The 15,592-nt window shown below is 40.6% G+C and carries 8 protein-coding genes; 1 reads left to right on the top strand and 7 read right to left on the bottom strand.

Features of this window, described 5'->3' with window-relative positions; genetic code table 11:
• Nucleotides 1–67: 67 nt before the first annotated feature.
• The 5 genes from NQ163_RS03945 to NQ163_RS03925 form a co-directional block, all read right to left on the bottom strand.
• Nucleotides 68–1,438, bottom strand: a complete 1,371-nt coding sequence (locus NQ163_RS03945) for a glycosyl hydrolase (protein WP_268188986.1) — start codon at nucleotides 1,436–1,438, stop codon at nucleotides 68–70.
• 165 nt (nucleotides 1,439–1,603) lie between these two features.
• Nucleotides 1,604–3,115 (bottom strand): RagB/SusD family nutrient uptake outer membrane protein, encoded by a 1,512-nt coding sequence (locus NQ163_RS03940; protein WP_268188985.1) that lies wholly within the window; start codon nucleotides 3,113–3,115, stop codon nucleotides 1,604–1,606.
• A 91-nt stretch (nucleotides 3,116–3,206) separates the two neighbouring features.
• Nucleotides 3,207–6,224 (bottom strand): SusC/RagA family TonB-linked outer membrane protein, encoded by a 3,018-nt coding sequence (locus NQ163_RS03935; RefSeq protein WP_268188984.1) that lies wholly within the window; start codon nucleotides 6,222–6,224, stop codon nucleotides 3,207–3,209.
• Between the two features lie 286 nt (nucleotides 6,225–6,510).
• Nucleotides 6,511–10,584, bottom strand: coding sequence for a hybrid sensor histidine kinase/response regulator transcription factor (locus NQ163_RS03930; RefSeq protein WP_268188983.1), 4,074 nt, complete (start codon nucleotides 10,582–10,584; stop codon nucleotides 6,511–6,513).
• A 266-nt stretch (nucleotides 10,585–10,850) separates the two neighbouring features.
• Nucleotides 10,851–12,362, bottom strand: a complete 1,512-nt coding sequence (locus NQ163_RS03925; RefSeq protein ID WP_268188982.1) for a sulfatase — start codon at nucleotides 12,360–12,362, stop codon at nucleotides 10,851–10,853.
• Nucleotides 12,363–13,243: 881 nt separating this feature from the next.
• Between NQ163_RS03925 and NQ163_RS03920 the strand changes: the two genes are divergently transcribed.
• The gene (locus tag NQ163_RS03920; RefSeq protein WP_268188981.1) at nucleotides 13,244–13,939 is read left to right on the top strand and encodes a DNA-binding domain-containing protein; all 696 of its coding nucleotides are present in this window, start codon (nucleotides 13,244–13,246) and stop codon (nucleotides 13,937–13,939) included.
• 405 nt (nucleotides 13,940–14,344) lie between these two features.
• Here the strand turns inward: NQ163_RS03920 and NQ163_RS03915 are convergent, their stop codons facing one another.
• Nucleotides 14,345–14,977, bottom strand: a complete 633-nt coding sequence (locus NQ163_RS03915; protein ID WP_268188980.1) for a hypothetical protein — start codon at nucleotides 14,975–14,977, stop codon at nucleotides 14,345–14,347.
• A 169-nt stretch (nucleotides 14,978–15,146) separates the two neighbouring features.
• Nucleotides 15,147–15,557: a hypothetical protein gene (locus NQ163_RS03910; RefSeq protein ID WP_268188979.1), complete on the bottom strand. Its 411-nt coding sequence runs from the start codon at nucleotides 15,555–15,557 to the stop codon at nucleotides 15,147–15,149.
• Nucleotides 15,558–15,592: the final 35 nt, after the last annotated feature.

The following is a 15,592-nucleotide window of genomic DNA, read 5'->3' as shown; positions in this document are numbered from 1 at the left end:
CGTTGTTCTTCGAAAAGAATCTGCCAATCAACTCATTCGCAGATTCTTTTCATGTAATTCATCTACTTTATACTTTCTCCTTCACCAAAATATTATCAAGGTAAATTGGTGGCATAGCAGGATCTGTTTTTCCTTTGTAAAGAAGGAATTTCACCTTGCTGACTCCATCAGGACAAGTAAATTCAGTTTTATTTTCCGTCCACTCTATACTCTTTGAAATGTCAAAACTGTGCAAGATGGCTTTCTCACCTGCCTCATCTTTTAATTTTAAGGCAAATGTGTGTTCCGTATCCTCCGCCCATTTGGTAAAAAAGCTGATTTCATAGGTTTTACCTGCTTCCAGTGTGATAACCTGGAACATGGAGCCATCGTTATTTTGTATTCTTCCACAATAGGCGCCTTCATACATTTCTGTAGTGGCTTCTCCTACAACTCCTGATTTAAAACCCTGCCATGGGGTAAATTCTCCTGTTTCAAAGATTCCGTTGGCGACCAGGTTATTTGGGTCTTCTTCCGAAACCGGATCTTCTCCCGGACCAATCTCCGTATTGGGATCGAAGTTTGCGTAGTATTCTCCCAGTGGGGTCAACTCATCATTTTCATCAAACAGTACCGATGATGCCAATGGTGCATCAGTTGTTTTGGCATTGTACCATGCATATCGGTGTACATAGTCCAGCTCATCCAATTTAGGCAGCACTGCTTTCATAAAGTTTAAAACCTGATCGGCAGAGTACTTGTTTTCCTCTGGTGTTGTTGCATTCCAGTCGCCTACTGCAAATTCAGTAATCCAGATTGGCTTGCCATACAATTCATGTGCTTCTTTTAGCTTGTCCATAAATGCATCTACATTCAATCCGCCGTAACTGTGCATGCAAACAAAATCTACTCTAAGCCCCTGAGCTTCTGCTTTCGCCATAAAATCATTCAACCAGGCATTGCCTGCCGGACTTCCAACGGTTGCCGGGCTTCCCAATGGCAATCCTATTTCTTCGAGTTTAGGCCAAAGGGCGATGGCTTCATCAACGGTCATATTGGCTTGCTCCTCGCCATCGGGTTCGTTAAATCCGAGTATGTGCTTTATTTTTCCTTCTTCTTTGAGTTGCTTTAGGTAGGCTATGGTTTCATCTTCTACTTTCTTGCCCCAAAACATTGGTACATATTCTACATTGGCTGGTTCATTGGGTTTCAAGTCTTTTCCCCATGAGTAATGCCAATGTGCTTTTAATCGCGATACTCTGGTTGACCATGTTGCATTTTTGTAGGACATGCAGGTCCCTTTTTTGTTTTCCGGTGCCGGTGGTGTTTCTTCAACAGGAGTCTCCTCTTCAGGGATGATTTCTTCTACCGAACTGTTGTCGCAGGCGATAGAGAAACATGTCATAAAAATCAGACACAAAAAAACATTTGTTCTTTGTTGTATATTTTGAATTCGCATATGATTTTCTTTTTAAACAATTAAGAAAGAAACCTTTGTATTCCCCAAAAGCTATCGGCAAAAGGGTGTACTTTGCCTTAAGCTTGCTGCCCCGTTTTTACGAATGGGGCAGCAAGTGAAATGCTTCTTTTGTTTCTAATTATCTCAAATTGTTCTTTGCTTGTTTTACCAGTTTGGATTTTGATCCAGAAGTTTGTTGTTATCAACTTCTACCTGAGGTAGAGGCCAGTAAAGGGTTCTGTCTCCTTCGAATGCCATAAAATGGTTCACAATGTTATCGGCATTTGCACGAACAGTTGCTTCCTCAAGTGTTCCCCATCTTTTCAGGTCGTAGTAACGGGTTCCTTCCAATCCAAATTCCACACGGCGCTCATGACGCAAGATGTTTCTCAATTCTGCCTGACTTAATCCTGCTCCTTCAACATCCTCGATTCGTGGCATGTTCACTCTTGCTCTCACTTCATTGATTAAATCATATATTTCCTGACTGATCTGATCGCTTTCAATTAAGGCTTCAGCGCGCATTAACAATACATCGGCATATCTTATCACGTAGAAATCCTGGGGTCCGTCTGACAAATATTCGGTGGTATTGCGAATGTACTTGTGCATGGCATATCCTGTCTTCACTTTCTTCTTTGCCAATGGGTTACCGCCTTCAATCCAGACTTCTCCCGGGAATATTACAGATACATCCAAACGAGGATCACGATTCAATTTGTTATCATTGGCGTCGTACAATGGTGACTGATCAATTGGTAATCCATCAATGCAGTAAAAGTCATCCACAAAGTTTGGCATTGGCTGGTGATGTGTTTGCGCTACCTTAGCCCAGGTACCCGAAAATGCTTCTCCATTGTTATCAGCCAAACCACTCTCAAATCTTACCGAGAAAACCACCTCTGAATTCACCTCGTTGGCTGGCGTAAACAGGGTATTGTAATCCGTAAACAAGGTATAGGTTCCCAAATCAATAACCTGCTTGGCAGTAGCTGCTGCTTCGGTAAATTTTCCATCATACAGATATACTTTGGCTAACAAGCTTAATGCTGCTCCCTGATCGGCGTGACCAAAATCTGCTGTTCCCAACTTATCGGCTGCAAAGGTCAGGTCTACAATCATTGCATCGTAAATCTCACGAACTGTACTTTTTGCGATTGATGCAGTCTCAACGGTTTGAGGTTCCAGAATCAAGGGAACTTCTCCAAAGCCATTGGCAAGGTTAAAATAAAACAATGCTCTTAAGAATTTGGCTTCCCCCAGGATGGTGTTGATCTCATCCTCGCTCATGCTTTCAATGGTAGGTACATTGGCAATTACATTGTTACAGCGGGCAATTCCTTTGTAGGCACTCTCCCAAAATCCCTGCAAAAACCAATGAGTAGGATCTGTAGTACCATCAGCAATGGGTTCCAATCCCATCCACTCCCATACATTATAGGAGTTATCACTCAAACAATCATGATCTCTAATTCCTGAATTGTAAACGCCACCACCATACATTGGCTTACTCTGTAGTACATCGTAGCAACCGGTTAGGGCATATTCAGCATCACTCTTACTGCTCCAAAATGAGCCATCACTAATTTGATTGGGGTTGGAGGTATCCATAAAATCATCGGAACACGCACTCACAATCCCAAGTATCATGAATAAATATAATATCTTAATTTTCATCTGTCTATAATTTTTCATTAAGGTTTTTCTCCTTCCTAAGAAGGAATTTCATGAGCTACATACTCATGGAAATCAACATTCCTTAATTCAATTAAAAAGTTAAATTAACACCCAAAGTATAGGTTTTAGCCAATGGGTAAGATTCACTTCTAATGTTACCTATCGCCTTTTCAGGATCCCAGTTCTTGTAATCGGTAAAAGTCAATAGGTTCTGACCACTCATATAAATTCTTAATCTCTCGATTCCAGCTTTCTTGCTTAAGGCTTGTGGGAAGGTGTAACCAATTTCCAGGTTCTTCAATCTCAGGTATGAAGCATCCTGCACCCAGTAAGATGATTGTTTGTCGTTGTCTCGGTTGTGACCCAGACGTGGGTATTTGCTACTTGGATTTTCAGCAGTCCAACGATTTACCCAATCAGGAGTCCAGTTGGCTCTGTCACCATTTCCGGCATGGTTTCCTGTTCCACTTACGTAACGATCCACATTTTTCACTCCCTGGAACAAAAAGGCGAAATCAATTCCCTTATAGTTTAAACTACCATTCAGTCCGTAGGTAAATTCAGGAATCGGGTTCCCGATAATTACACGGTCATTGTCATCAATCTTTCCATCAGGTACCCCATCAGGTCCACTCACATCTTTGTAGATGATATCGCCAGGAGCAGCACTATTGGAAGGTGTTGCAGCATTGGCTACCTCTTCATCGGTTTGGAAAATTCCGATTGCCTGCCATCCGTAGTAAGAGAACATGGCTTCTCCTTCTCGGTGAATTCTGTTGGTTGGATAGAATTCTGTTCCTTTCAGGTCGGTCCATTCATTTTGGATTCTCGACAAGTTAAATCCTACCGAATAAGACAAATCACCTGTTTTGCCATGATATTCACCTGATACTTCCCAACCTTTATTTACTGCTTCACCGGCATTCTGATATGGTGCCGCACTACCTAAACTTAGAGGTTGAGGCAACTTCAACAGCAAATCATTGGTTCTCTTGTGGAAATAATCAAATGACATACTAAAGTTGTTTCCAATCCCAAAGTCAATACCAAGGTCATAGGTTTCCGTACTCTCCCATTTCAGGTTTCTGTTAGCCAAACCTGTAATGGCTGCACCTCCAACCAAACTGGCTCCATCGGTAAAAATATAATCCTGACCCAGGTTGTAAGTTTGCTCATAAGGGTAGAATGAGTTACCAATATTTTGATTTCCCAGTTTTCCCCAGCTGGCTCTCACTTTTAAATTCGACAGGAATTCAGCATCCGCAAGGAATGATTCCTCAGAAACTCTCCAGCCCACAGAGAATGATGGGAAGTAACCGGTTCTGTTTCCTTTTGCAAATCGTGAAGAACTGTCGATACGAAGATTGGCCTCAAACAGGTATTTACTATCGTATGCATAGTTTACACGTCCGAAGAAAGATTGTAGCTTCAACTCCTGTGCAGAACCAGATACCGTTGGATCGATAGAACCTGCATTTAACTCATGAATCTCATTGTTTGGAAATCCACTGATCTGACTGTTCATGGCATCTTTGCGATAGGTCTCAATGGAATGTCCCAATAAAGCATTAATGGAGTGCTTGTCGAAATCCACATTGTATTTTAAAATGTTCTCATTCAAAAGTCTGTGCCATGTGGCTGAATTGTCTTTCAGGGTATTAATTTCGTTGGTCACAACAGGATTCCCATCCAGATCATTCAATGAAAATATTGGCGAAAATTTGGTTCCCAATGCGTTATAATAACTGTAGGCTACATTGGTTCTGAATTCCAGGCCTTTTAACAAATTCAGGTTCGCATAAAACTTGGCATTCAAACGGTACTGATCATCTTCATTTTTACCCAATTGAGAACGGAAAGCTACGTTTTTAATAAAGAAAGCTTCACTCCCATCCTGTACTGCCCAATCGCCATTTGAATATTTTACCGGAGCCACTGGTGTGTCAAAATAAATTCTTCTCATGATACCACCATCTCCCGATAGATCATCCAATGGAGACTTGATATTTTTCACACTTCCATCGATGTTCACACCAATTTTCAACCACTTCTTAATTTGAGAGTCAATTTTAGCTCTCATATTGTATCGTTTGGCACTTGAGCCAAGCATGATCCCTTCCTGATCCATATAGTTCATGGAGAATACATAGGAAGTTTTTTCCGATCCTCCCGAAAAAGACAGGTAATGGTTGGTTACCGGACTCGTTCTAAAAATCTCTTTTGCCCAGTTGGTTTGAGAATAACGATCAGGATCCGATCCATCTTTGATTTTCGCAATCTCTTCATCTGAATATCTTACTTCTCCCGTAGCTTCATTGATCAATTCTGCATAGGTTGCCGCATCCATGATCTTTGGAAGTACACTAGCTTCCTGCCAGCCATAGTAGGCATTGTATTTTACCTTTAATTTACCGACTTCACCCGTTTTTGTAGTAATCAGAATTACACCATTTGCCGCACGGCTACCATAAATAGCCGCCGAAGCAGCATCCTTCAATACAGAAATGCTTTCAATATCAGATGGAGCTACATCTCCAAGGCTTCTTTCCACTCCATCAACCAAAACCAATGGTCCCGATTCTCCGTTGGTAGCAATACCACGAATGTGAATGGTTGCAGCATCCTTACCAGGCTGTCCACCTCCTTGAGTTAAATGAACCCCTGTCATTTTACCCTGCAACAACTGGGTGGTATTGGTCACAGGCTGGTTCACTGCATCATCAATTCGCATGGAAGAAACAGCACCCGTTAAATTCGCTTTTTTCTGGGTTCCATAACCCACCACAACAACCTCATCAACACCAATGGTTTCTTCTTCGAGAACAACATCGATTTTTGATTCGGTCGAACACAGTACTTCCTTGCTTTTGTATCCAATAAAACTGAATAGCAAAACATTTCCTTTCTCCGCTTCAATGGTATAATTGCCATCAAAATCGGTAACCGTTCCACTTGTAAATCCTTTAATGACGACATTTACTCCGGGCAAACCTAGTCCGGATTGATCTGAAACCTTCCCGGACACAGTAAGTGTTTGTGCATGTAGCATAGAGACAAAAGCACACAATACTACAACCAGAAGACTTAGTTTTCGCATAGTTTTTTTCATAACTAGTAATTAGATTAAAATTGCAATAAAGATTACAGCCAGAATTGCGATCAAAAAGATGTACGCAATAAAATTAAGTAGCTTAAGCTTTCTCGATTCACTTTTCTGACCTGTAAAAGAGTTTGATTTATTCATTTTCCTTACAAATAATTTCTACTTGCAAGATCTCTGAAAAACGCCCCTTTTTAGAATCTAATACTTCATCAACAAGGGGGAAATCAATCTATTTTAAAGGGGTTATTTATTGCAAGTGCGAAGGGCTAAACCTTCACTCAATCATACTTATCTATTGTTTTTCAATATTTTGCCTATAGTCGGATGGCGAACTACCAAATAATTCCCGAAAACATTTGCGGAAATATTTCAAGTCAGAAATACCAACCTGCACCGAAATTTCTGCAATCGTTTTTTGTGGATCTGCCAACAATTGAGCTGCTCTTTTTAAACGAATCGTTCTAATAAAAATACTGGTTGACATCCCTGTAAGTTGTTTTAATTTTCGATACAGGGTGGAGCTGCTCATGTTTAGAGAAGAGGCCAGTACTTCTGTATTAAAATCGGCTTCGTGCATTTGTTTTTCTACAATTTGTACGGCTTTGTTTAAGAAGTCTTCCTCATAGGATGAGATTTCTATGTCGGTAGGTTCCAATTTCACTTTCTTGCTGAAGGATTCTTTCAACATCTTCCTGTTTTTCAGCAAAGAATAGACTCTTGTCTTTAACTCTTCAGGATTGAAAGGTTTCGTCAGATAGGCATCGGCACCTGTTGTCAATCCTTTAATTTTAAACTGATCGGCTGTTTTTGCCGTCAGCAGTATTATTGGAATATGAGCCGTTCTTTCCTCTTTTTTAATCTTCTCACACAGCTCAAATCCATCCATTCCCGGCATCATCACATCCGAAATAATGATATCCGGTATGCTCTGCATGGCATTGGCATATCCCTCTATTCCATCAAATTTTTGAATGACATCATAGTCTTCTCCCAACATATCCGCAATATAATTGTTGATATCTTCCTGATCTTCTACAATTAAAATGACATCTCTTTCTCCCTTCTCTTTCTTCACCTGTCTTTTGGGTGCAGGCACATCTACAGCAGGCTGCACAAATTCTCCCATAGGTTCTTGCGCTTCTGATATCACTTCAAGCTGGTTTTCTTCATACTGCTCTTTCCCTAACAGCAGTTCTATGGTAAATACAGTTTCCACATTTCTGGTACTTCTTACCGCAAGCACTCCCTGGTGCAACTCCACGATCCTCTTCGAAAGGGCCAGGCCAATTCCGGAACCACCTCTTGAGCGATTCAGATTGCTTTCTACCTGGTAGAAGCGGTCAAAAATTCGTTTCAGATCGCTTTCAGGAATTCCCTGACCATTGTCGCAAACCTGTATACTCACTTTCTCTTCTTCCCGCTTCACTTTTACAGCGATATGTCCTTCCTCCGAAACATACTTGAAGGCATTGGAGAGCAGGTTATTCAGAACAATCCCAATTTTCTCAGGATCGAACCAAAGGGTCAGCTGACTGACTTCATGTTCAAAAGACAACTCTACATTCTTACTTTCGGCCAAGGATCGAAATGCTTTAATTTCCTGGTTCAGGAATTTGATCAGGTCCAGTTTGCGAACCAGTATTTTCATCTTACCGGTTTCTGCTTTTCTAAAGTCGAGCAATTGCCCTACCAGTCCCAATAGTTTTTTAGAGTTCTGTTCGATTACCTTTAGCTTTTTTCGTCCAAGGGATGGAAGGTCCTCTCCCTTTAGCAGTTCCTGAACAGGAGCTAAAATCAGTGTCAGCGGTGTACGGAATTCGTGGGAAATGTTGGTGAAGAATCGCAGTTTCATTTCATTCAACTCGTTCACCTGATCGAGCTTCATGCTCTCCATCTCCAGGCGATGAGCCATCCTGCTCTGACGAACCGCTACCCACCTGATTAGTGCCACCAGTCCCAAAGCAATAAGGATATAGATTACAATGGCCCACCAGGACTTCCAAGGAGCGGGTATCACTTTGATGTGCAATCGTACAGGTTTCTCATTCCATACATTGTGATTGTTGGATGCCTTTACTTCAAACACATACTTCCCTGCCCTTAGCTGGTTGTATGTAACGGTTCTGTTGCTTCCTGAATAATTCCATCTTGTATCGTAGTTCAAAAGACGATATGCATATTTATTTCGTTCAGGTGCATCGTAGGCCAGGGCAGCAAAAGTCAGCGAGAATTCACCTTCCCGGTGCGTTAACTCCAACTCCTCGGTATAGCTGATATTTTTTTCGAGAATATTTCTGCCATGCAACTCCTCGCCTGCCATTACCCTTTTGTTGTGCATTTCCAAACCAATAATGGCCGGATTGGGCAGTACAGTATTGTCTTTTATATTTTCAGGATGGAAATAGTTGATTCCACTGGCTCCCCCAAAAAAGATCTCTCCATTGGAATTTTTAAACGCACAATCCTCTGAAAAACTCCTCCCTTGCAAACCATCACTTACATCGTAATTGCTAAATGATTTGCTGTCAGGATTAAACCTGGAGATTCCACTATTGGTGCTAATCCACAAATGCCTGTTTTCATCTGATACTATTGCGTGAATATAGTCATCGGGCAAACCCTCCTTTTGATAGAAATGCTCTACCTGAAATTCACCTGTGTTTCCTTCAGAAAGAAGGTTCAATCCACTTGGAGTACCCAACAAATAAGTTGTCTCATCCAACTGACACCAGCACAAGATAATATCGCTACTCAGCTGGTTGTTCCCTGCCAGCTTCAGCTCTGAAAAATTCCCTGGCTTCTCGTCGAAAAAATAAACTCCCTTGTAGGTTCCAATCCATGTGCGCTTCTTACTATCGGTACGGATAAAAGAAATTCTCTCATTCCGCAGGATAGAGTTTGCGCCTGTAGAATACTGCTTCCAGTTTTCCTCCTTGGTATTTAGCTTTTCTCCAACCCATAAGCCTTGCTGCTGTGTTCCCAGCATTAAAAGACCATCTTTTTCATGTATGGATAAGATTTTTCTGATTTGCAGATTTGCTGTTTCGGCGTAATTGGACAAGTAGTAATTTCCATTTCTGCTTATGATCTCATGCAAACCAAAATTACTTCCTACCCACATTTTTCCATCTGCAGCCTCCCACATGCACTTGATCACCTTGTAATCTGGACCAACATTCTTAGGATCGTTGGGCTTAATCTCTATAAAATTATTCCTGTCATTCGACAGGTATAGTCCACCCCCTTTGGTGCCCAGCCATAGCTTTCCGCTTTTATCTTCCAGCAAGGACAGCATGTGGTAATTTTCAATGCCTGTTCTTCTTTCATTGTACACCGAAATCCCCTGAAACGGAGGTTGCTCACTCAAACGACATACTCCTCCACCATCGGTACCTACCCAAATGGTACCTGTTTTATCCTCTATGATCTTAAGAACAATATCGTAATCGGTATTCAACTCACCAAGCATCTGAGGTTTCAGAACTTGCTTGCTAAACTGTTCCGAATCCGGATCGAAGCGAAACAGACCGCCTCCCCATGTTCCCATGTGCACCATTCCCTTGGAATCAAGAAGTATGGAATAGGAATTTCGGTTGAACCTTTTCTTCAATTCAGAATCATCCCCGGGCAAATATCCCTTCGTTTTCCCACTATGCAAGTCGTGCCTGATCAAGCCCTTATCCCAGGCAGTAATCCACAGTACATTTCTCTTCGAATCAATTACCAGATCATTAATATCCGATCGGTTATATGCACCCATTTTGAGTTTCTCAAACTTCTTCTCTTCTATCTTATATTGATATACTCCCCGATTGGTTCCTATCCATATATTCCCCCTACCATCACTTTTTATGGCCGAAATCTTATGGTTCTCAAAATGATACTGAATTGAATCGGTCTGCGAATTCCAGATGCTTATTCCCCCGGTCCAGCCTCCAAACCAAATGTTCCCATTGCTTTGCTCAAAAATGGAAACAATGCGATTGTCGCCAATCTGAGGCTTTGACAAGCTATCGTTTCTAAAATGTCTGAATTTCCCACTACTGGGATCATACATGTCCACCCCTCCTGATTTTGTTCCTATCCAAAATCTTCCCTTCGAATCTTCATACAAACATTCGATAGAAGGATTTGATATGCTGTTGGGGTCTCCCACCCTGGGTTTAAACTGTACGATCTCATAGCCATCGTAACGATTTAAACCACCACGCGTGGCAAACCACATAAAGCCCTTTGAGTCGTGAACAATTCCGGTAATCTCATTCTGAGTTAGCCCATCTTCCACAGTTAAATATCGAACCACCTCGTTTTCGCAACGAAGCTGTTCTGCAATCAACAACAATAATAAGAAAAGAAATGCTCTCATAGTTTCACAAATTTTCGGTCTGTATTCTCCAATGGGTAAGAGAATTTTGGTTATGGGTTCAAATTAATACTTTTAATAATAACAAAGCTTACAGAGGATACCAATTTATGCAATTCATCCTTATTTCAAATTGGCTGTAACAAAAAGTGGCTGTCTCCTTCGCAACAAGAAACAACCCCTTTCAAACCCATCCACTTAGAGCCAACAGGTAAACGAATGCAATCCTTTTTCAAACCATGCATCCTTCCCCTTACATTTGTTATTCTCTATGGTTGATAATGAGGATTCTGATGTGGCATTTTAGCCTTCACCGACTTGCGCCAATCCTTTAATTTCTTTCTTAAATCTTTCACCAGCTGCGGTTTTTTACCAGACAAATCTGATTGCTCACCAATATCATTGTCCAGATCATACAATTCTACCTGCATATCCTCATAAAACTCAATCAACTTGTATTTTCCCTTTCGCACTGCTCCTGCTGGACGACCTCCCTGGTTCGAGTAATGCGGATAGTGCCAGTACAGCTCATCGCGAGAAAATTCCTCATCTCCTTTCAGCATGGAAACCAGGCTTAGTCCATCGGTATGCTGCTGAGGGATAGCTTCAATTCCGGCCATTTCCAAAATGCTCGGATAAAAATCGGTAGCAATCACAGGGCTGTGGTTCACACTTCCCCCCTTGGCCACTCCCGGCCATTTGATAATCAATGGCTCACGAATGCCGCCCTCGTACAACCAGCCTTTCCCGGCACGCAAAGGCAGATTGGAAGTGGGAGAACCTTCGGATGTGGACAAGCCTCCATTATCCGATGTGAAAATTACTATGGTATTCTCATCCAATTTCAAGTCCTTTACCTCCTGCAGCAGCCTGCCAACATTCTCATCCATATGCTCAATCATGGCTGCATAAACCGCATGATCCTGAACCATTCGCTCTCTAAAATTTCCTTTTCCCAATACCTGTTTCCATTCCGATCGGTCCACAAATTTTTCCTTCTGAGGCGCTTTTAGTTTGCTCGCCTTTTTGCGATATTTTTCAATGGTTTCAGGCTTTGCATTCAATGGGTTGTGAACCGTGTAATAGGACAGGTACAAAAAGAAGGGCTGTTCTTTGCTTTCATTCAAAAAATGGATGGCTTCATTGGTTAATCTATCGGTAAGGTATTCCCCATCGGGTCCGCTTTTTAAACGAGGGTTTACATAGGGACTAAAATATCCTCCCTTGGGCGATCCGGCTTTCCATCCCCCCTTATTTATATCGAAGCCCTGGTGCTCGGGCCAATAAATCGAATCCTCTCCAATGTGCCACTTGCCCGCAAAAAAGGTATGGTAATCATGATCTTTTAAGGCCTCGGCAATGCTGTATTCCTCCAGCTTCATTTCTTCAGCAAAATCCTGGCACAATAGCTTTTGCCCTTTACCTGGCCGATGTGTAGCCTGCCTTCCCGGTATCCAGTCGGTAAGATCAAGACGGGCAGGATATTTCCCCGCTAAAATGCTTGCCCTGCTTGGAGAACATACCGGACTCGATGCGTAGGCATTGCTAAAACGTACTCCCTCAGCTGCCAGATTATCGAGGTTTGGCGTCTCATAAAAATCCGATCCATAACAGGCCAAATCGGCCCATCCCAGGTCGTCTACCAGTATGAATATAAAATTTGGCTTTGCGTTTGACGATTTGCCTTGCGCCCCTGCTCCCGGCATGTGAGCAATCAAGAACCAAAATAACAGGCCAATATAAATTCCTTTACTCACTCTCTTCCCAAATGTCTTTGTCATGATGTAACAATCTTTCCTATTAAAAGAAAAGTGAGAAGAACAATAAATATCTCTGGCTCTGCATGATTTGGAGTGGGTAATTCTTTAAATTCATTATTATCTACCTACCTTGTTCCATTCTCCAAAGTGGGCATTGGAAGGTCAAGCTGATTAGACGCAGAAAAATTTTTAGTAAGACGGGGAAGCTGAGAACTTGTTCGAAGATCACCCCGCCGCACTTAAATTTTTCAAGTATAAATAGTTTGAGCTTACGCGCCCTAGATTTTTTGCATCCTTTTTCATCAATGGAAAAAGGATGAGCCATGCGGCTCGAGCAAAACAAAGTTAAATTAAAGAATCATAGGATAATTTTTCTAGTAATGATTGATTTAGTTACCCACTATATTCCATATAGAACCATATTTAATTTATTGCCCTTTTCACCAATACTTCATTTTATAGCCCAGCTACCAACTTAGGCCATAACAGCATGTTGTTTTTAGTAAAATAACGCATCTAAATCTAACACTTAACTGTAGTTGCAAATTGGATAAAAAAACTGAGCATCGGGAAAATATTGATGCTTTGAAAGTGGTTGAATCCACAATAATGAGGAGTTTATTATTGCCCGCCATGGGGGTTTTGAGCTCACGGACTGGCGCTATCTCCCTATCTTTCTTTTCCTTATGGAATTCGCACAAAGAACAGGCAAAATCAGCCCTGCCATTTTTAGCGGTTCAGCTTCATAAGCCATGTTCATGAGGGCGCATATGGGTTTTAACAATTTTCTCCTCTCCCAACTCCCTGGACCATCAATCTTTTGCAGCCTGCCCAAACATCCGTTTACATCCCATTGCTATCAAATGATAAATCTTTTATCTTTATCAATAAATCCTAAAATTATGACTATAAAATATGCTCTTAATCCCAACAAACTTAAAACCGGATTAAAGAATAGTTACCTTGCCAAGGTTCAAAGCATCGGAAGTGTAGACCTTGAAGGCATTGTAGATCGCATCTGTTTTCCAGGATCAGGCATAACAAGATCCGAAGCAAAAGGAGTTCTCATGGAGCTGAACCATGCAATCGAAAGTTCTCTTAAGGAAGGCTACACCGTGAACCTTCCTTTTGTGAAAATAAAGCCAAGCATCAGGGGACAGTTTCTCAATTCCAGTGATTATTTTAATCCCAGGCAGCACCAATTGTGTTTTACCACATCTCCGGGCAAATCACTAAAGGATTTGGGCAAAGAGATAAAGCTTCAAAAAACACACAAGAGTCCCAAAAAACCTTCTATCCATCAACTAATTAACAAACACACCAACGAAGAATTAAAGGAGTTAAAAGCTTTACTAGTTGTGGAAATTAAAGGCAGCAACTTTCGATTTCCCAAAGATGATGAGCAGGTTGGCGTGTATCTTGAAAGTGAAGAGGAAGCAATTAAGCTTCAAATGATCAGCCATAAAAATGCTTCCAGTCTTATGGTTTTACTTCCCGAAGATATGCCTGCCGGTGAGGCCCGCTTTCGCATTGTAGTTCGCTACCAGCACCACAGGGAGATGATGTCCTGCTACAGTCTACCCTTTCAGACCCTTTAGACAGTGCATTACAAACTCTTGATCCCCTGGCATAGACACTGCGTATATCAATTGATATACCACATAATACCACTTGATATATACTCAGATATTAATTGATATTTTAAAGTATATCAACTGATATTTTCATCTTGCGTGCCTAAGGATTTGAAGCTCGTAAATAGCTTGCAAGTATATTTAAAGAGATCTTTTCTCTAGGTCAATTTATTTTGGATGATTCCAACCTGTTATAAACTCTCCTAAAACAGCATCTAGAAAGAAAAGTACCACTACAATGGATACAATAATTCCTATGACCTTTAATATTTTCTTATTCATATAATAGTGTTTTCAAGGATTTTATTAATGTATTTGCATTCGCAAGACACGAGCTAAAAGCTCGCGGCAGCAAGGGGGTAGTACATATTAATTTAAATAATTTTCAATCTGTTCCTTGTCTTTTAAATCAATCAGTTCAAGAGAGTTCCAATCCATTAGCAATAAGTTCCATTTATTTCCGATATTATTTAAAACTTGAACGAACTCTTTGTTTTTTACTTCTGGCGATCCTACAATCCAAATTCCAGTTACAGAATCAAATTCGAAATCAAAGAATATTCCGTTATAGTTTTCCCCATATCCATAAGTGTTTTCGCTATTCATTTCTCCTGGTCTAATTCCTGTTGAAACCTCAGTATATTTATTTATAGGCAAGTCTAACAAAATCAAATCAAGCTCTCTGGGTTTAATTCCACGGTTTTTCAATTTAAATCCATTTTCTTCTCTGATCATTATATCAGTAAAAGCACCCCCGTCGAAATGTTTCTCTGCAAAGTCTTGAACGTTTTCTGCTTGTTTTATCAATTCACCGAAATTCTCGGAAGGAACAATTTCCACTTGTTTGTAATCATCTTCGTGAAAAAATATTGAGCTTGATTCGTTAGTATCTTCTCCAGCAGATTCACTGAAAGTTTGAAACGTTTGTATTTTAAAATTTCTTTGAAACAAAATCAAAATGATTGCTCCAATTAAGATTACTATTATTATTCCCATTTTCAATCTTTAATATACTACAACGTTCGCCTGCTAGTGCGAGCTTGTATCTCTACTTTGCTTTAGCAGAAACTGTAGTCATTTGCTGCCTTTGTAATTTTTAATACTGGATTTGTGTGTTATTGATTTTGCAAGACACGAGTTACAAACTCGCGCCAGCTAGGGGGATTCCAGTTCAAATTACCATAGCTCTATTTTTTTTACTAATAATATCTTCAATTTTACAAAACAGAATTGCATTAAATAAAATAAAGACCATTATTGGCCAAAATCCAAATTTCATTGAAATCCAACTTGAAGCTCCCCAACTATGTGCTATCAAAACAAATAACAGGAAAATTCTAGATACTTTTCTAGGTAGATAGTAGCCTAAGATTCCGATCAAGATCATCCAAAGTCCACAAACGATAAATATTCCCGAAACATGGTTTTTCATCATAAAGTTTCCAATGGGATTTCCTTCGTTCGCCATATTTAAATTTCCATTCCAATAATCATTCGATTGACCTAAAATCGTTATAACTGTGTCAAATAAACTTGCCCATAAAGCTGGGATCAATGCAAGTAGTTTTTCTTTTTTATTCATTTAGATATTTTTAAAACTTGAGTCCACTCCGCAAT

Source organism: Marinifilum sp. D737, assembly GCF_026672275.1.
Lineage (GTDB): Bacteria > Bacteroidota > Bacteroidia > Bacteroidales > Marinifilaceae > Marinifilum.
This window is presented reverse-complemented; position numbering and strand designations above follow the sequence as displayed.

Coding starts and splice junctions, on each gene's coding strand:
- NQ163_RS03945 (WP_268188986.1), bottom strand. CDS start 1,438: ATGCGAATTCAAAATATACAACAAAGAACAAATGTTTTTTTGTGTCTG.
- NQ163_RS03940 (WP_268188985.1), bottom strand. CDS start 3,115: ATGAAAATTAAGATATTATATTTATTCATGATACTTGGGATTGTGAGT.
- NQ163_RS03935 (WP_268188984.1), bottom strand. CDS start 6,224: ATGAAAAAAACTATGCGAAAACTAAGTCTTCTGGTTGTAGTATTGTGT.
- NQ163_RS03930 (WP_268188983.1), bottom strand. CDS start 10,584: ATGAGAGCATTTCTTTTCTTATTATTGTTGTTGATTGCAGAACAGCTT.
- NQ163_RS03925 (WP_268188982.1), bottom strand. CDS start 12,362: ATGACAAAGACATTTGGGAAGAGAGTGAGTAAAGGAATTTATATTGGC.
- NQ163_RS03920 (WP_268188981.1), top strand. CDS start 13,244: ATGACTATAAAATATGCTCTTAATCCCAACAAACTTAAAACCGGATTA.
- NQ163_RS03910 (WP_268188979.1), bottom strand. CDS start 15,557: ATGAATAAAAAAGAAAAACTACTTGCATTGATCCCAGCTTTATGGGCA.